Origin of the sequence: Natrinema saccharevitans, from assembly GCF_001953745.1 — an archaeon.
GTDB lineage: Archaea > Halobacteriota > Halobacteria > Halobacteriales > Natrialbaceae > Natrinema > Natrinema saccharevitans.
This window is the reverse complement of the sequence record NZ_LWLN01000001.1, coordinates 63,668-79,747: the sequence shown is the minus strand read 5'-3', so window position 1 is coordinate 79,747 and position 16,080 is coordinate 63,668. Positions and strand designations below refer to the sequence as shown.

Sequence of the window (16,080 nt, the reverse complement as noted above, 5' to 3'; positions counted from 1 at the left end):
CATGGCCGACGACAGCATCGCCGTCGTAGACCTCGATCGGTGCCAGCCCGATCGCTGTGGCTACGAGTGCAAGAACTACTGTCCGCCCAACCGGACCGGCAAGGAGTGTATTACCCTCCGCGGTGAGGAGGCCGCCGAGGGCCAGCCCGAACAGATCCACATCTCCGAGGAGATCTGTCTGGGCGAGACCTGTGGTATCTGCGTCGAGAAATGTCCCTTCGACGCCATCGAGATCATCAACCTCCCCCAGGAACTGCAGGACGAGCCCGTTCACCGCTACGGCGAGAACGCCTTCTCGCTGTACGGCCTGCCCGCCCCACAGGAGGGGCGGGTCACCGGTATTCTGGGGCCAAACGGGATCGGGAAGACCACCGCCGTCCGCATTCTGGCCGGCGAACTCGAGCCCAACCTGGGCCGCCACGAGGAGGAGCCGGGCTGGGACGAGGTACTCGAAGCCTACCGCGGGACCGAACTGCAGGACTACATCGCGGACGTCCGGGACGGCGACGTGACGATCTCGCGAAAGCCCCAGTACGTCGACCAGATCCCCAACAGCTTCGACGGCAACACCCGCGAGCTACTGGAGCGAACCGACGAGCGCGGTGCCCTCGACTCGCTGGTCGAGCGCCTCGAGATCGGACCGGTCATGGACCAGTCGATCGACGACCTCTCGGGCGGGGAACTCCAGCGGGTGGCCATCGCGGCCACGCTGGCTCGAGACACGGACTTCTACTTCTTAGACGAGATCACGCCGTATCTGGACATCGGTCAGCGCGTGACCGCAGCGCGGCTGATCCGGGAACTCGCCGAGGAGGAGGACAAGTCGATGCTGGTCATCGAACACGACCTCGCGATCCTGGACCTGCTGGCCGACACGCTCCACGTCGCCTACGGTGAGCCCGGCGCGTACGGGGTCATCACCTCGCCGAAGTCCGTCCGCAACGGGATCAACGAGTACCTCTCGGGCTATCTCGACAACGAGAACATGCGGATCCGACCGAACCCGATCGAGTTCGAGGAACACGCGCCCAGGAGCGTGAGCCGCGCCGATACGCTCGTCGAGTACCCCGACCTCACCAAGAGCTACGGCGACGGAGAGTTCACCCTCGAGGTCGAGGGCGGCACGATCCGGGAAAACGAAGTTCTGGGCGTCGTCGGTCCCAACGGGATCGGGAAGTCGACCTTCGCGAAACTGTTAACAGGGAACCTCGAGCCCGACGAGGGCGACGCCGACCTCGATCTGGACATCTCCTACAAGCCCCAGTACGTCACCATCGATCAGCACATGCGGGTCGACGCGTTCCTCTCGTCGATCACCGACCAGTTCGGCTCCTCGTACTGGAACACCGAGATCGCCCAGCCCCTACAGTTGGAGCGGATCATGGAGCAGAACCTCTCGGATCTCTCGGGCGGGGAGCGCCAGCGGGTCGCCATCGCGGCCTGTCTCTCCGATTCGGCCGACCTCTACCTGCTCGACGAACCCTCGGCCCACCTCGACGTCGAACAGCGGGTCCAGGCCACGAAGGCGATCCGGCGCTACGCCGAACAGCAAGACGCCACCGTGCTGGTCATCGACCACGACATCTACATGATGGACCTGCTCGCCGACCGGCTGATGGTCTTCGACGGCGAGCCCGCCGTTCAGGGTCGTGCCGGCCAGCCCCAGTCCATGCGCGACGGCATGAACGAGTTCCTCGCGAACCTCGAGGTCACGTTCCGCCGCGACGAGCGCACGTCCCGACCGCGGATCAACAAGCCCGAGTCCCAGCTGGACCGCCAGCAGAAAAGCGAGGGCGAGTACTACTACGCGCCCTGACGCCGGGATTCGAAGTTCGGTCTCAAGCCGGCCGCCGGCCAAGGTGTTTATAATCCAACTATTTTGGCGGAAAGCGTGTCGAACGGCTATGGACAGGGCCCGACTCTATCGGCTCTCGATCGCCGTTACCGGCGGTCTCCTCACGTCGGTCGCGTTGCTACTGCTCGCCAGACGCGGGAGCAGTACCATCGCTGGAGTACTGTTGGTCAGCGGTGTCGGACAGACGCTGGGGGTCGCAGCCGAGTCGCTCTCGACCGACGGCGTGGACCCCGAACCCGGTCCCGTCCCGTTCTGGACGGCGATGGCGTTTACGGGCATCGGGCTCGTCGGTGCGGTCCTGTTCGTCCTGTCGTGAGAATGGGGAGCCGAGACCGGGTATCGAGAAAACAGGGTGAGAGTCGAGTCAACCCATCAGTCGCTGACAGCTCCCACAGAGGTTCTCCTCTTTGATGTCGACCTCGCGGACGGTCGGCGAGAAGTTCATCACGCAGCGGTTGTTGTCGCAGTGTTCGAGGCCGTAGGTGTGGCCGATCTCGTGGACGATCTCCTTGCGGACGCGGTCCTCGAAGATGTCGGCGGCGCTCTGGTTCGAGAAGCCGCCGTCGCTCGAGGTCTGCAGCCGGTAGGTCGAGACGACGCTCCCGCTGCCGTCGAGGTAGGCGAGTCCGAAGACGTAGTTTCGCCGGCGATAGAAGAGGTCGTGGGGGGTGATCGCGATGTTCTTCTGGCCGCGACCGACCCGTTCGGCGAGTTGGATGAAGGTCTCGGCGGAGTACTGGTTCCGGTCGGAGTCGTAGGCACCGTTGGGGACCGACTGCGAGTCGTTGATCGACACGTCGCAGTCGTAGACCGATCGCAACGCGGCGGAGGCCGCCCGCTTGACCTCGGCGGGGACGCTGCCGACCGGCACGATATCGACGAGCATAGCAAGGGCTATGACCGCGGGTAGCATAAACGTCCCGCCGTGGCCCACTCTCGCCGGAATCCCGACGCGTTGCTCGAGGTCCTCGCGGAGTACGATCGCGTCGTCGAAGTCGGGATCGGCCGCCGGACCGATCTAGCGCGAGCGCTCGTCGACCGCGGGGCCACCGTCACCGCGACGGACGTCCACGAGCGGGCGGTTCCGGACGGCGTCCGGTTCGTCCGCGACGATATCGTCGACCCCGAGCCGTCGGTCTACGCGGACGCGGGCGCGATCTACGCGTTGAACCTGCCGCCCGAACTGCATCGTCCCGCGCTCGAGGTCGCCCGGACCGCCGACGCCGACTTCCTGTTTACGACGCTGGGCGGCGACCCGCCCACGGTGCCGGTCGAGCGGAAAACGATCGGGACGGGCACGCTGTACGTCGCTCGAGCCAGCGGAGAGTAGACGGTCGATGCGCCGACGGTCTCGAGGCCAAGAATTATACGGATACGGGACCGTTCGGCGATCGTGAACCCGGGGGGTACCTGCGTCCTCGCGGCCGTTGTCGCGGTCACAGCGCTGGCGGCGGTCGTCCTCGGTTTCGAGGCGCTATTGGGGCTTCTGCTTCGACTGCTCGCAGCGCCGGGCGTCGTCGTCCACGAACTCGCCCACGAGGCGGCCTGTCGGCTCGTCGGGGTCCCCGTCCTCGAGGTCAAATACTTCGGGCTCGGGGATCCGCCGGGGTACGTCCGCCACGGACAGCCCGATCGCTACCGGGAGTCGTTCGTCATCAGCGTCGCGCCGTTTCTGGTCAACACTGTCGTCGCGTTCGGCTGCTTCGTCGGGCTGGCGACGATCGTCGCGGGAGTCGACGGTATCGGAGACGCTCCGCGGTCGACGGTGGCCGCCGCGGCGGTGTTGGGCTGGCTCGGGCTCGCGATCGGGACGCAGGCGTTTCCGAGTACGGGAGACGCGCGGACGCTCTGGAACCGATCGCGGGCGGAGTGGCGACGGTCGCCGAGCGTGCTGGTCGGGGTGCCGATCGTCGCCGTGATCTATCTGGCGAACCTGCTCTCGCGACTGTGGGCCGACGTGGCCTACGCCGCCGCCCTGTTCGTCGCGGCGGCGTGGACCGTCGGCCTCGGCTGATACGGGCCGTCCGAAACCGGACCCCTTTATCCCCGCCGGTCCATCGGGACGGGTATGAACGCAGACGCCGTCGTACTCGACGTCGATGGGGTACTCGTCGACGTCGCCGACTCCTATCGCCGAGCGATCGTCGAGTCCGTCGAGGCGGTCTACGATCGGACGATCCGCAAGGCCGACATCCAGCGGTTCAAAGACGCGGGCGGGTTCAACAACGACTGGGAACTGACCGACGCCGCCGCGCTCTACGTCCTCGCGACCGAGGAGGGCTATAGCGACTCCGTCCAGGCCTTCACCGACGGGATCGCCGCGAACGGCGGCGGCCTCGAGGCGGCCCAGAGCGTCGTTCGCGACGGGATCGGCGCGCGGGCCACCCAGCGCGTGACCGGCCGCCTGGACCACGAGCGGCTGCGGGACGTCTTCCAGCAACTGTATCTCGGCGACGAACTGTACCGCGGGCTCGAGGGCGGCGAGCCCGACCTCGACCGAGAGACGCCCGGGTTTATCCACGACGAACCGGTGTTGCTCGAGCCCGAGGCGCGCGATCGGCTGCTCGCGGCGTGGGACGTGGGCGTGCTGACGGGCCGTCCGGCGGCCGAGGCCGAGATCGCCCTCGAGCGGGTGGGCCTCGACGACGCGGTCCCGCTCGAGCATCGCTTCACGATGGACGACTGGGAGGAGGGCAAGCCGCATCCGCGGGCGCTGACGACGCTGGCCGAGCGGTTCGACGCCGATTCGGTCGTCTTCGTCGGCGACACGCTGGACGACGTTCGGACGGCAGTCAACGCGAGCGACGCCGATCCGAGCCGCGAGTATCGCGGAATCGGCGTCCTCACCGGCGGCCTGACCGGCGGGGAAGGCCGCCGGAAGTACGAAGACGAGGGCGCGGCGGCGGTCGCCGAGTCGATCAACGCCGTCCCGGACCTGCTCGAGTAGTCGGCGTGAGCGAAACCCGGGGCGTCAGGAGCCGTCGCCGGGAAGCCGGACGAACGTCAGCCAGAAGTCCTCGAACGAGCGGCCGAGCTCGATGCACTCCTCGGGATCGACGGGTTTCTGGACGTAGGCGTTGGCGTGGAGATCGTACGAGCGAGCGATGTCCTCCTCCGAGGCCGAACTCGTCATCACGAACACGGGGATCGAACGCAGTGCGGGTTCGGACTTCAGTTCCGACAGGACGTCAGCTCCGTCGACATCGGGGAGCTGGAAGTCCAGCAGGATCATGTCCGGCCGGGGACTCTCGGCGTGGTCGCCGCGCTGGTGGACGAACTCGAGAGCGCTCTCGCCGTCGGTGGCGGTGTGGATGTCGCTGGCGATGTTGGCGTCGTCGAACGATTCGGCGAACAACCTGGCGTCACCGGGGTTGGGTTCGACTAACAGGACAGTTACCGCGTCCGCGGTAGGTAGAGACATGGAGTGTTTTAGCAACGGAAAGGGAAGAAATGCACTGTTGGAGGGACATGGAGTAATCGTTCGTGGCCTATACTCCGTATCGGACGGCAATCGTCCGATTTAAATACTACTCGAGTGGCTCGTCGAGTCGCCGACACGAGTCGAAGCGGTCGTCCGTCAGGTAGACGTCGCCGTCGCGGACGGCGACCGCGATCTCCTCGAGGGCGTCGCCCCGACAGGGACCGGCCGTACAGACGCCGTCGTCACAGTCGAAGCGAGCGGCGTGTTCGTGACACACCAGGTGGTCGTCCCTGACGATCGCGCCGGGGCCGGGATCGAGTCGGACCTCGGGCTTGTGGGGACAGGAATTGCGCCACGCGGTCACTGCGTCGCCGCGTCGTCGGAGAATCAGTTCGATCCCGCGACGATCCCGGCGGGCCTCACACCGGAGCGTTCCGTCGGTCGGGACGGCCGACAGCGGCGCGACGTAGCGTGGCTCGCGGTCGGGATCGATCCCCGCCGGTCTCTCGCCGGTGTCGTCGCCGCTTCCGTCCCCGTCGACGCTGAACCGAAAGGTCGCGCCGTCGGTCGAGACGTCGCCCTCGTCGTCGTAGATCCGGACCGAGGTCGCCTCGTCGTCGTCCTCGACTGTCACCCGGACGGGGTCGGCCATACCTGTCTTTTTCGGCCGGCCTAAAAATACCTTCCGCACCGCTGTGGCGGGTCGTGCTCGTGGCTCAAAAACGCGCGACACCACTTTAGGGGCGCCGAGTGAAGGGGACGTATGGACAACGAAGTCACCGTCGACGTCGAGGTCGAAGTCGAAGTGGACTCGAACGAACTCGAGATCGAGGTCGGCGACGAACGCGAGTTCGAGGGCGAACTCGAGGCCGACGGACTATCGATCGAGGTCGAAGCGGAGATCGAGGTCGAGGGCGAGGGAGACGAAGAAGCGGAGTCGACCGAGGAAGCAGAGTCAGCCGAGGAAGCGGAGTCGGCCGACGACGAGGAGTGACCGGGCTCGCGGGTCGGCCCATCGACCTCGCCCTCGATGACTTTCGCGCGTGTCGAAAGAGGCTATGTGCTGGCCTCGATATCACGAGCCATGAGCTGGACAGTCATGCCGGAGTTCGCGTCGTACGAACGGGCCCGCGACTCGTTCTCGTGGGACCTCCCCGACGAATACAACCCCGCGGTCGATTTCCTCCGAAAACACGAGGACGCGAGTAAAACGGCACTGCGGTACCAACCCTCCGGGGGCGGCCTCGAGACCTACTCCTTTGCCGACCTCGACGAGCGGTCGGATCGGCTCGCCGCGGCGCTCGCCGACCTCGGCGTCGAGGCGGGCGATCGGGTCGGCGTCGTGATCCCACAGAAGCCCGAGAACCCGATCACGCACCTCGCGAACTGGAAGCTCGGCGCGGTGTCGGTGCCGCTGACGGTCCTGTTCGGGCGCGACGCCTTACAGTACCGGCTCGCGGACAGCGAGGCGAAAGCGGTCGTCGTCGATCCGAGCGTCCGCGAGACGGTCGACGAGATCCGCGACGAGTGTCCCGCCCTCGAGGCCGTGATCGAACTCGACGGCGGCGATTCGGTCGCGGACGGGGCCCACGCGTTCGACGCCCTCCTCGCGGCCCACGAGCCCGGGATCGACGTCTACGAGTCGACGCCCGAGACGCCGTCGGCGATCATGTACACGAGCGGGTCGACGGGGCCGCCGAAAGGCGTCCGCCACAGCCACGCGCTCTGGCTCGGGCGGGCCGCCGCGGCCTCCAACTACTTCGACGGCGGGCTGGCCGACGGCGAGGCCACCCTCTGGACGCCCGCCGACTGGGCGTGGGGCGCGGCGCTTGGCGGCACGCTGTTCGCGGCCTGGCACCACGGCTGTTCGGTCGTCGGCTGGCCCCGCGACGAGTTCGATCCCGACGACGTTTACGAGCTGCTCGAGCGCCACGACGTGACCGAGGCGTTCATGCCCCCGACCGCGCTCCGGCTGCTGATGGGCGTCGACGACCCCGAAGATCGGTACGATCTCTCGGTCAGGACGTTCGCCTCGGCCGGCGAGCCGCTCACATCGGAGGTCGTCGACTGGGTCGGATCGACGTTCGACGACGTCGCGATCAACGAGTTCTACGGCCAGACCGAACTCAACCTCGTCGTGGGGAACGTCTCGCGGTGGTTCGACACCCGCCCCGGTAGCATGGGCAAGCCCCTGCCCGGCTACGAGATCGCGGTGTTAGACCCCGAGACGGGCGAGCGCCTCGAGCGCGGCGAGATCGGCGAACTGGCGGTGAAGCCGGCCGATCGGCGGGTCTTCTTCGACGAGTACCACGGCCTGCCGGAGAAGACGGCGAACAAGCGGACGGACTCGGGGTGGTTCCTGACCGACGACCTCGTCGAGCGCGACGAGGACGGCTACGTCTGGTTCCATTCGCGAGCCGACGACGTGATCCTCACCAGCGGCTACCGCGTCGGGCCGACGGAAGTCGAGGACGCGGTCCTCGCCCACGAGGCCGTCGAGCAGGCCGGCGTCGTCGGCGTCCCCGACGAGACCCGCGGCGAGGCGATCAAGGCCTTCGTCAAGCCGGCCGTCGACGACTACGTCCCCGACGACCTCCGCGCGGAGATTCGCGACCGGGTCCGGGACCGCCTCGCCGAGTACGAGTATCCGAAACACATCGAGTTCGTCGAGCGGCTGCCGACGACGACGACCGGCAAGATCCGTCGCCGGTCCCTGCGCGAGGGCGACGGAGCCGACGAGTAACCCTCGAGCGCGGTCGAACCCCTCGGCGCGGTGACAGTCACGGCCGGTTTTATTGTTTCCGAATGCCAACCGCTGCGCATGTACCGCGTGCTGATGCCCGTCGATGCCAGCGAGGACCGCGCAGTCGAGCAGGCCGAGTACGTCGCGTCGCTGCCCGACGCGGCGGAGTCGGTCGAGGTGTACGTCCTCTTCGTCTTCACCGAGAACAGCGAGAAGCTCCCGAAGGAGTTCGAGAAGTTCAAGTCCGCCTCCCGAATCGGCTCGGTCCGGCGCGCGAAGGAACGCCTCGAGGAGGCCGGCATCGACGTGACCCTGATCGAGGACAGCGGCGACACGGAAGACGACATCCTCGAGGAGGCCGCGGAGTACGACGTCGACTCGATCGTCCTCGGCGGTCGGAAGCGCTCGCCCGTCGGTAAGGCACTCTTCGGCAGCACCACGCAGGGCGTGATCCTCAGGTCCGACTGGCCGGTCGTCGTCACCGGCGGCGGCGAGGAGTGACGTGACCGGGCGCTCGTAACGTCGGCTGTTCCTGCCGGCATCCATCTTATCCGGGTCGGCGACGACTACCCACTATGGAGATACGGGAGCCGGAACCGGCCGAGAGCGAGCGGATCCGGGGCGTCGTGGAGAGTTCGATGACGACCTCGGTCAGGCTCAGCCCGGACCAGATCGACGGGATCGCCGACGAGGAGTTCGACGACGAGGAGGTCGCCGCGAAGATCGACGACGAGGAGACGCTGCTTCGGGTCGTCGAGACCGGCGACGGAATCGAGGGGACGACCATCGCCGGCGTCGTCGAGGGACGGCTCGCGGACGAGTGGGGCGAGGTCGACTGGCTGTTCGTCGATCCGGAACACCGCGGGCGGGGGATCGGCACGGAACTCTACGAGACGATGACCGAGCGCCTCCGCGATCGCGGGGCCGACCACGTCCGCGTAACCGTCCTCGAGGAAAACACCGAGGGCCACGGGTTCGTCGAACGGTTCGGCCTCGAACACGACGGCGATCGGGAGGTCGTCGTCGCCGGCGAGTCGCTCGTGACGTACGTCTACACCGATCCCGACGTCGACGTGTCCCTCCCGACGGACTCGCGCGCGGACGACGCGACGGCCACCGCCGACACGGCCGACGAGGACCTCCCCGACACGGAGATGGCCGACGGGAGCCTGACCACGACCGACGGCGGAACGAGGGTCTATCTCGCCCGCGACGAGGCCGACTCCGGCACCGCGGCACCGTTTTTCCCGACTTACGAGGACGAGGCCCTCGAGCAGCAGTACGGCTACTACTGTGCGAACTGCGGCTCGCTCGAGGTCTCGATGGACAACATGGAACGGCTCGCCTGTCCCGACTGCGGGAACGATCACGCGGAGCGGTCCACGGACTCCTACGACGACTCGCGCCTCTAGCCGTTCTTCGCGAAGATGCTGTCGGCCGTCGCCGCACCGACGACGCTGAACACCGAGCCAACGCTGATGGCCTTGAACGTCGTCTTTGCGACCTCGCGGGTCGACTTCGCATCCCGGATGAACGTGTCGGGGGCGTCCAGCAGGAGCGCGAGGACAGTCACCGCGCCGAAGGAGACGATCATCAGCGAGATGAACCGCAACGGAATTCCGGCGACCTCCCGTTCGTCGTCCGCGTCGCGGGTCGTGTCCGCGGTATAGAGCGCGCCGTACCCGATCCCGAACACGACGATCACGGTCCCGACCGCCTGAAAGAGGTTCATGCTCGCCGCGAGCGTCCAGACCTCCTCGGTGACGACGAACGGGCCGGCGAGCAGGAACCCGCCGACGATCTGCTGGGCCGAGTCCGCGGGCCGGAAATCCCGCGGTCGGCGGGGCCGTCGAAGTTTCATGCCGGTCGATTACGGCGGAGCGGTAAAACGCTCCCGCTCGACCGACTCGGGGACCGGTCCCGACGCCGACGGTCCCAGCGGGGCGGCCGTCACTGCTGTGGCGACTGCTCCTCGTAGGGCTGGACCACGACGAACCCCTCGGACCCGGTGAACTCGAGCTGGTAGGTCTCGCCGGAGGACTGCCCGATCATGTTCGAGAACGCCTTGTCGACGTGACTGCCGGGCGTCGTCCCGCTCCAGGCGACGGTCGCGCTGGGGTCGGTCCTGACCGGCGGTCGCAGGACCAGCGGGTCCCCGTGGGTCGTGATCGCGACGGTCCCCGGCCCCTCGAGGAAGACGTTGGTCAGCCCGCCGGCCGAGAAGCCGGCGATGCTCTCGACGGTCCTGATCTCGTAGTCGACGCTCGGCTCGAACGCGAGGACGTCGTTGCCGTTGACCGAGATCGACTGGCCGGCGTCGAGTTCCAGCAGCTGGATCTTCTTTTCCTGATCGGCGAGATAGAGGTGGCCGGTGCCGGTCGCCTCCATGACCGGCGTCCCCTCCCCGGTCGCCTTCTCCTTGAGGAAGCCGGTGATGCCGCCCTCGGCCGAGGAGATCCCCTCGAAGGAGAGGTCCCCGTCGTAGGCGATCATCGAGCCCGCCTTTGCGATCACGGAGCCGTCGACGGCGACGTCGAGCAGCTTGTCGTTCTCGAGTTGGAAGGCCTCGCCGCCGGCTTTCGGTTCGTTTTCGGTGACGAAGTCGTCGACGTTCATAGTCGTTCGAGGGTTTGTCGGGGACGGTGAAATAGTTACCTATCTATCAGTTCCGCGCTCCGAGACGACGCCGGCGGCGCTCGAGCGGTCGGATCAGCCGTCGGTTCGAACGAGATCCGCCGCCTTCTCCGCGATCATCGTCGTCGCGTCCGTGTTGCCGCTGGTGCTCGTCGGCATCACCGAGACGTCGACCACGCGCAGTCCCTCGACGTCGCACCCGGAGTCGGTCGTCGACGACCGCCAACTCGTCGCCCATCTTGCAGGGGAGATACGGCGTCTCGGCGGTCTCGCGGACGTACTCGAGCAGCGCCTCGTCGCTTTGGACGGCCGCTCCCGGCACCACCTCTTCGCCGCGATACTCGTCGAACGGCTCGGCCCGCAGGATCTCCCGGACCAGTTTGATCCCCTCGAGCAGGACCGCGAGGTCGTCGCCCCCCGATCAGGTACTACGACGGGGCGAAGTGGAACTGGATCTCGGGGCGGTCGGCGTCGGCGGTGACGGTCGCGAAGCCGCCGGCCTCCGCGACGTTCGAAGTCAGCGGCCCCCGTTTCAGGAGGAAGAACGTCGCGAGGTTCACCAGCGAGTCCGCGTCGGCGAGACTGATCGGGTTCTCGCACTCGTAGTTGACCCCGACCTGCAGGTTCCGGCCGACGCCGGGGCGGTCCGCGACGACGTCGACGTCGTGGCGCTCGAGGTGATCCGCCGGATCGACGCCCGACAGCGTGAGCAACTGCGACGAGTCGATCGCGCCGGCCGAGACGATCTCCTCCTCGCTCGCGTCGACGGTCGCGGGGCTGCCGTCGCCGTCGAACCGGATCCGCGTCACCCGGGCCCCCGTCACGGCGGTCAGATTGGGGCGATCGAGGACGGGGTTCGGGTAGGCGTCGGCGGCGCTGTGGCGGCGGCCGTCCCGCTGGGTCACCTGATAGAAGCCGACCCCCGCCTGCTCGCCGGCGTTGAAGTCCTCGTTGTGGGACAGGCCGACCGCCCGCCCCGCCTCGAGGTACGCCTCGCTGAGTTCGTTCGGCGACCGAATGTCGGCCACGTGTCGCGGGCCGCCGACGCGTGCCCTCGAGTCACCGACACGGCTTCGGCGGAGCGTGAGCGCTCGATCGGGACGTGACGCGACGCCAGGTCGAGCTTTTTGAGGCTCCTTCCCGAACGGTCACGTATGACTGACTTCCGCGGCGCGTGGGACGAGGACGGCGTCGAGGCGTTCCTCCAGGAGGCGACCATTCCGATCCGGCTCGCGACCCACCGGCCCGACGGGTCGCTGTGGCCGGTCGCGCTGTGGTATCGCTACCGCGACGGTGCCCTCGAGTGTGCGACGGGTGCGAACGCCGCCGTCGTTCGGTTCCTCCGCCGCGAGCCGGCGGTCGGCTTCGACATCTCGACGAACGACGTTCCCTACCGCGGGATCAGGGGGACCGGAACCGTCGAGATCGCGCCCGACGAGGACAAGGCCGTCCTCCGATCGCTGATCGAGCGGTATCTCGACGATACGGACTCGCCGCTGGCGACGAAACTGCTCGACGACGACCGCGAGGAGGTCCGCGTTCGGATCGAGCCCCGGGAGATCTACAGCTGGGACTACAGCGCGCGGATGGGGCGTAGAGCGGGAGAGGACACGGCCAATAGTAGCCGCTGAAGTCATCGCACACCTGATCGCACGACGGCGTCGCGATTAGTGTGTGAATCGTTTCAGCGACTACGAGACGCGGGCTCGCGGCCGATCGTCGATCGGGGAAAACGGCGCTCGAGTCGCCTCGAAACCACCTCGAACGGGTTCGCGTCGATTCGAGGGCGCGGCGGCTCAGTCGTCGGCGTCGGGCGCGGCGACCTTCTTGCCCGCGGCGTCGTCGCCGCGCGGGAAGTTGTCGATCGTCGCCTCGCGGAACGCTTCCTCGTCGAACTCGTAGTCACCCTCGAGGAAGTCAAGCAGCGTGTGCGTGTCCCGCATGGCGTTCTTGAGACAGGTCGAGGCGCCCGGCGACGGCGTGATATTGAAGATGACGTCGTCGCCGACGATCTTGGCCTCGCCCATATCCAGGGACTTGTTCTTCGTGTCGACGATCTGGGGCCGGACGCCGCCGTAGCCCTTCGCGCGTTCGATGTCCTCGAGTTCGACGCTCGGAACGACCTTCTGGACGTGGGGAAGGAACTGCTTCCGGCCGACGTTCGGGAGGTCGTAGACGAGGTTCTGGAGGACGTAGGGCAGCAGGACCCGATCCGAGAGGATGTTCGCGTAGCTGAGGAAAGCGGCCGCGTTCAGCCCGAAGACGTCGAGGAAGTCCTTGACCGTCGAGATGCGACCGCGCTCGAGGGCGGGGACGAGCTTGGCGGTCGGGCCGAACCGAGTGATCGAGTCGTCGTGGACGTCGGCGTCGCCGTGGACGGCCGCGAAGGGTAGCTTCTTCATCTGGAGCGTGTAGACCTTCCCGTTCAGGAGGTCGTCGGCGAGGAAGAAACTCCCCGCGATGGGCAGCAAGACCTTGTCCTGGCCGTAGCCCAACTCCTTGGCCATCTGGAGGCTGTGGGAACCGGCGGCGACGACCGTCGCGTCACAGTCGAACCGACCCGCGTCGGTCTCGATCGTGTAGCCGTCCAGCGTCGGCGTGATGTCCCTGACCTCGGTCCCGGTGAAGACGTCGACGTTGGCCTCCTCCTCGGCCTCCTCGACGAAGGACTTCGTCGTCCGGCCGTAGTCGACGACGTAGCCGTCCGGCGTCTGCAGCGCGAGCATCTCCGTCGAGGGGTCCCGTCCCTCGACGACCTTGGGTTCGATCTCGCCGATCTCCTCGCGGTCGATCGGGCGGAGCTTCGGGAAGAGGTCGCCGAAGCCCTCGTCGTGGTACCGCTCCTCGAGTTCGGCGACTTCGTCCTCGCCGACGCCGAGTACCATCTTGCTGCGCTTGTCGTGCATCTCCCGGTCGGGGTCGTAGTTCTCGAGGTAGCCGGCGAGCAGTTCCGCGCCCTCCTTGACCTCCTCGGCCTTCTCGAGCGTGTAGTTGGTCTCGATGTCCCCGAAGTGCAGCGTCTGGGAGTTGTTCGTGTGATGTGAGTTGATCGCCGCGACCTCCGACTCCTTCTCGATCAGCGCGATCGAGTCGATGTCGGTGAACTTCGCAGTCGTGTAGAGCAGTGATGCACCACTGATACCCCCGCCGACGATTACGAGATCGTATTTACCAGACATTATTGAATCGTGTGAGTCCGTATTGCACTCGCTCGACTCCAGACGTATAACTCATATTTTTTCGATCCGAGTTTCGACAGTCGTCGACGTGCGTATCGACGGTCGAAGGCACGGGACCGGCCGACGGCCGAGAGATCCGGCAGACCGGGTCTTCGATCCCCGATACCGGAGAATTCGTCGGGAAACTGTGTTCCGTTCGTTCGGCCGACTCCCCCGTCCGGCCGCGCCGATCCCGCCGTTCGGTCGTAAATGCCCGCATAGCCTATCGACAGACGACGTACCGTCTCGACACGGTGGGCCGAGCTCCTGACCCGCCAGTCCGACCGCGACGCACCGAGACTCGAGTCACGTCGTTGGGGCGATAGAAAACCCTCGAGGAGTTTCGGTGTCGTCGGCGCGGGGCGCGAGCCGTCAGGCGACGGCGATCACGCCCGCTCGAGCCTGCGCTTGCGGGCACTACCGACAAACGACGGTTCGGTGAATGTCGCGAGGGACCGAATGACCCGATACCGTCTCGCGCGAGACGATAGGCCGTGTCCGGGGCGGTCACTGGGACGGGGCGGCCGGCTCGCCGCAGCGACCGCCGGCGCCTGGCTGCTCTACCGGGGACTCGGCGGCGGCCGAGCCGGCAGCGACGCCGAGGGGAGGGGTCCGGCCGTCGAGACCGATCGGGAGGACGCGACGGCCGCGGTGGAAACGACCTGCTCCGTCACGGTCGGCGCGCCGCCCGAGGGGGTCCCGAGCGCGCTGGCGCGACCCCGAGACGATGGCGCGGCTCTACGGCGACCTGCTCGAGGTCAGCGCACGAAGCGAGGACCGCTGGCACTGGACCGCGAGCGGCCCGCTCGGCGCGATCCGCTTTCGCGAGGCGCCGGCCGGCCGCGGGACGGAGGTGACCTTCCGATTTCGCTTCGAGCCGGCGGGCGGGACCGTCGGCGCCGCGGTGACCGACCGACTCGGGGTCGTCCCCGAGTCGCTCGCGGGCGTCGTCCTCGATCGGTTCAAGAGCCTCGCCGAGACGGGCGAGATCCCCTCGCTCGAGTCGAACCCCTCCACCCGCGGCGCGGGTGATGCCCTGTGAGGGCGCTGTGCTGGCACGGCGAGGGGGACATCCGGGTCGACGAGGTGCCCGAGCCCGAGCGCCAACCCCACGACGCGGTCGCCGAGATCACCGCTACGGCGATCTGTGGGTCCTATTTGCACCTGTACGACGGCTACGTCCCCTCGATGCGGGAGGGCGACCTCGTCGGCCACGAGCCGATGGGCGAGGTGGTCGCGGTCGGCGAGGACGTCCACACGTTCGAGGCGGGCGACCGCGTCGTGGTCCCGTTCATCATCAGCTGTGGCTCCTGTTGGTTCTCCCAGCAGGCATGTGATTGCTGTGTGTCAACTCGAACTCCAACGCCGAGTTGGCCCGGAAGGTGATGGGGCAGTCGCCGGCCGGGCTGTTCGGCTACTCGCACATGCTGGGCGGCTACGCCGGCGCGCAGGCGGAGTACCTGCGGGTCCCCTTCGCCGAGTCGGCCCGATCACGGTCGACTCGGACCTCCCCGACGAGCAGGTACTGCTCCTCTCGGACGTGTTCCCGACCGGCTATATGGCCGCCGAGAACGCCGAGATCGAAGCAGACGATACCGTCGCGGTCTGGGGCTGCGGCCCGGTCGGCCAGTTCGCCATCCAGAGCGCCTGGCTGTTCGACGCCGGGCGCGTCATCGCGATCGACCGCGTGCCAGAGCGGCTCGCGATGGCCCGCGAACACGGGGACGCCGAGACCGTCCACTTCGAGGAGGAGGACGTCTACGACCGCCTGATGGCCGTGACCGGCGGCCGCGGCCCCGACCGCTGTATCGACGCGGTCGGCACCGAGGCCCACGGCACCGGGCTCATGGCGACCACGGACGAGGCCAAACAGCAACTGAACCTCGAGGCCGATCGCCCTCACGTCCTCCGGCAGGCGATCAGGTGCTGCCGGAAGGGCGGGACGCTCTCGGTCCCCGGCGTCTACGTCGGCCACGCGGACGACGTCCCCGTCGGCCCGCTGATGAACAAGGCCCTGACCGTGGATACGGGGCAAACGCACGTCCAGCGGTATCTCGACCCGCTCCTCGAGAAGATCGAGGACGGCGAGATCGATCCGTCGTTCGTCATCACGCACCGGGAGCCGCTCGAGAAGGGACCCGAGATGTACGAGACGTTTCGCGACAAGGAAGACGGGTGTATCACGGTCGTGCTGGAACCCTGACGGGGG

Annotated in this window: 18 protein-coding genes and 2 pseudogenes; 12 read left to right on the top strand and 8 right to left on the bottom strand. The window is 67.4% G+C overall.

The genetic code is table 11. The features are described 5' to 3' along the window. Position 1 precedes the first annotated feature (1 nt). Both A6E15_RS00460 and A6E15_RS00455 read left to right on the top strand, forming a co-directional pair. Positions 2-1,816 (top strand): ribosome biogenesis/translation initiation ATPase RLI, encoded by a 1,815-nt coding sequence (locus A6E15_RS00460; protein ID WP_076142894.1) that lies wholly within the window; start codon positions 2-4, stop codon positions 1,814-1,816. Positions 1,817-1,904: 88 nt separating this feature from the next. Further along, positions 1,905-2,171: a hypothetical protein gene (locus A6E15_RS00455; RefSeq protein WP_076142893.1), complete on the top strand. Its 267-nt coding sequence runs from the start codon at positions 1,905-1,907 to the stop codon at positions 2,169-2,171. Positions 2,172-2,219: 48 nt separating this feature from the next. On the opposite strand, the gene A6E15_RS00450 is transcribed toward A6E15_RS00455, so the two are convergent. Continuing rightward, a complete protein-coding gene (locus A6E15_RS00450) occupies positions 2,220-2,741 on the bottom strand; it encodes an archaemetzincin family Zn-dependent metalloprotease (RefSeq protein WP_066302752.1) in 522 nt (173 codons plus the stop codon). A 39-nt stretch (positions 2,742-2,780) separates the two neighbouring features. On the opposite strand from A6E15_RS00450, the gene A6E15_RS00445 reads away from it, so the two are divergent. The 3 genes from A6E15_RS00445 to A6E15_RS00435 all read left to right on the top strand — a co-directional run bounded on the left by A6E15_RS00445 (position 2,781) and on the right by A6E15_RS00435 (position 4,802). Then, complete coding sequence (locus tag A6E15_RS00445) at positions 2,781-3,185, top strand: UPF0146 family protein (protein WP_076142892.1); 405 nt, start codon at positions 2,781-2,783, stop codon at positions 3,183-3,185. A 63-nt stretch (positions 3,186-3,248) separates the two neighbouring features. Continuing rightward, positions 3,249-3,869: a DUF3267 domain-containing protein gene (locus tag A6E15_RS00440; protein WP_084177318.1), complete on the top strand. Its 621-nt coding sequence runs from the start codon at positions 3,249-3,251 to the stop codon at positions 3,867-3,869. Between the two features lie 54 nt (positions 3,870-3,923). Beyond that, on the top strand, positions 3,924-4,802 hold the full coding sequence (locus A6E15_RS00435; RefSeq protein ID WP_076142890.1) for a TIGR01548 family HAD-type hydrolase: 879 nt from the start codon (positions 3,924-3,926) through the stop codon (positions 4,800-4,802). Between the two features lie 24 nt (positions 4,803-4,826). Here the strand turns inward: A6E15_RS00435 and A6E15_RS00430 are convergent, their stop codons facing one another. Both A6E15_RS00430 and A6E15_RS00425 read right to left on the bottom strand, forming a co-directional pair. Next, entirely contained in the window at positions 4,827-5,276 is a 450-nt protein-coding gene (locus A6E15_RS00430) for a response regulator (RefSeq protein WP_076142889.1), read from the bottom strand. 106 nt (positions 5,277-5,382) lie between these two features. Continuing rightward, positions 5,383-5,928 carry a Rieske (2Fe-2S) protein gene (locus A6E15_RS00425; protein WP_076142888.1) on the bottom strand — a complete coding sequence of 182 codons (546 nt, stop codon included), beginning with the start codon at positions 5,926-5,928 and terminating at the stop codon, positions 5,383-5,385. Between the two features lie 111 nt (positions 5,929-6,039). Here A6E15_RS00425 and A6E15_RS00420 point away from each other — a divergent pair, with 111 nt between their 5' ends. The 4 genes from A6E15_RS00420 to A6E15_RS00405 all read left to right on the top strand — a co-directional run bounded on the left by A6E15_RS00420 (position 6,040) and on the right by A6E15_RS00405 (position 9,431). Beyond that, positions 6,040-6,270, top strand: coding sequence for a hypothetical protein (locus tag A6E15_RS00420; RefSeq protein WP_076142887.1), 231 nt, complete (start codon positions 6,040-6,042; stop codon positions 6,268-6,270). 90 nt (positions 6,271-6,360) lie between these two features. After that, positions 6,361-8,019 (top strand): acyl-CoA synthetase, encoded by a 1,659-nt coding sequence (locus A6E15_RS00415; protein WP_076142886.1) that lies wholly within the window; start codon positions 6,361-6,363, stop codon positions 8,017-8,019. A 78-nt stretch (positions 8,020-8,097) separates the two neighbouring features. Next, a complete protein-coding gene (locus A6E15_RS00410) occupies positions 8,098-8,520 on the top strand; it encodes a universal stress protein (RefSeq protein WP_076142885.1) in 423 nt (140 codons plus the stop codon). 74 nt (positions 8,521-8,594) lie between these two features. Continuing rightward, complete coding sequence (locus tag A6E15_RS00405) at positions 8,595-9,431, top strand: GNAT family N-acetyltransferase (RefSeq protein WP_076142884.1); 837 nt, start codon at positions 8,595-8,597, stop codon at positions 9,429-9,431. Here the strand turns inward: A6E15_RS00405 and A6E15_RS00400 are convergent. The 4 genes and pseudogenes from A6E15_RS00400 to A6E15_RS21270 form a co-directional block, all read right to left on the bottom strand. Continuing rightward, positions 9,428-9,880, bottom strand: a complete 453-nt coding sequence (locus A6E15_RS00400) for a DUF2391 family protein (RefSeq protein ID WP_076142883.1) — start codon at positions 9,878-9,880, stop codon at positions 9,428-9,430. The two genes, A6E15_RS00405 and A6E15_RS00400, sit on opposite strands and share 4 nt — an antisense overlap. 89 nt (positions 9,881-9,969) lie before the next feature. Then, positions 9,970-10,635 (bottom strand): AIM24 family protein, encoded by a 666-nt coding sequence (locus A6E15_RS00395; protein ID WP_076142882.1) that lies wholly within the window; start codon positions 10,633-10,635, stop codon positions 9,970-9,972. 195 nt (positions 10,636-10,830) lie between these two features. Next, positions 10,831-11,017, bottom strand: a pseudogene (locus A6E15_RS21835) (GMC oxidoreductase); the annotation flags it as partial. 64 nt (positions 11,018-11,081) lie between these two features. Further along, positions 11,082-11,681, bottom strand: coding sequence for a GMC family oxidoreductase (locus A6E15_RS21270; RefSeq protein ID WP_245800506.1), 600 nt, complete (start codon positions 11,679-11,681; stop codon positions 11,082-11,084). A 126-nt stretch (positions 11,682-11,807) separates the two neighbouring features. Between A6E15_RS21270 and A6E15_RS00385 the strand changes: the two genes are divergently transcribed. Beyond that, positions 11,808-12,284: a pyridoxamine 5'-phosphate oxidase family protein gene (locus A6E15_RS00385; protein WP_076142881.1), complete on the top strand. Its 477-nt coding sequence runs from the start codon at positions 11,808-11,810 to the stop codon at positions 12,282-12,284. Positions 12,285-12,449: 165 nt separating this feature from the next. Here A6E15_RS00385 and A6E15_RS00380 read toward each other — a convergent pair whose 3' ends face one another. Then, positions 12,450-13,832 carry an FAD-dependent oxidoreductase gene (locus tag A6E15_RS00380; protein WP_076142880.1) on the bottom strand — a complete coding sequence of 461 codons (1,383 nt, stop codon included), beginning with the start codon at positions 13,830-13,832 and terminating at the stop codon, positions 12,450-12,452. 766 nt (positions 13,833-14,598) lie between these two features. Between A6E15_RS00380 and A6E15_RS21265 the strand changes: the two genes are divergently transcribed. Further along, complete coding sequence (locus A6E15_RS21265; protein WP_076142879.1) at positions 14,599-14,913, top strand: SRPBCC family protein; 315 nt, start codon at positions 14,599-14,601, stop codon at positions 14,911-14,913. After that, a pseudogene (locus A6E15_RS00370) lies at positions 14,910-16,074 on the top strand (zinc-dependent alcohol dehydrogenase). Before A6E15_RS21265 ends, A6E15_RS00370 begins: the two are co-directional and overlap by 4 nt. The last annotated feature ends 6 nt before the right edge of the window (positions 16,075-16,080 follow it).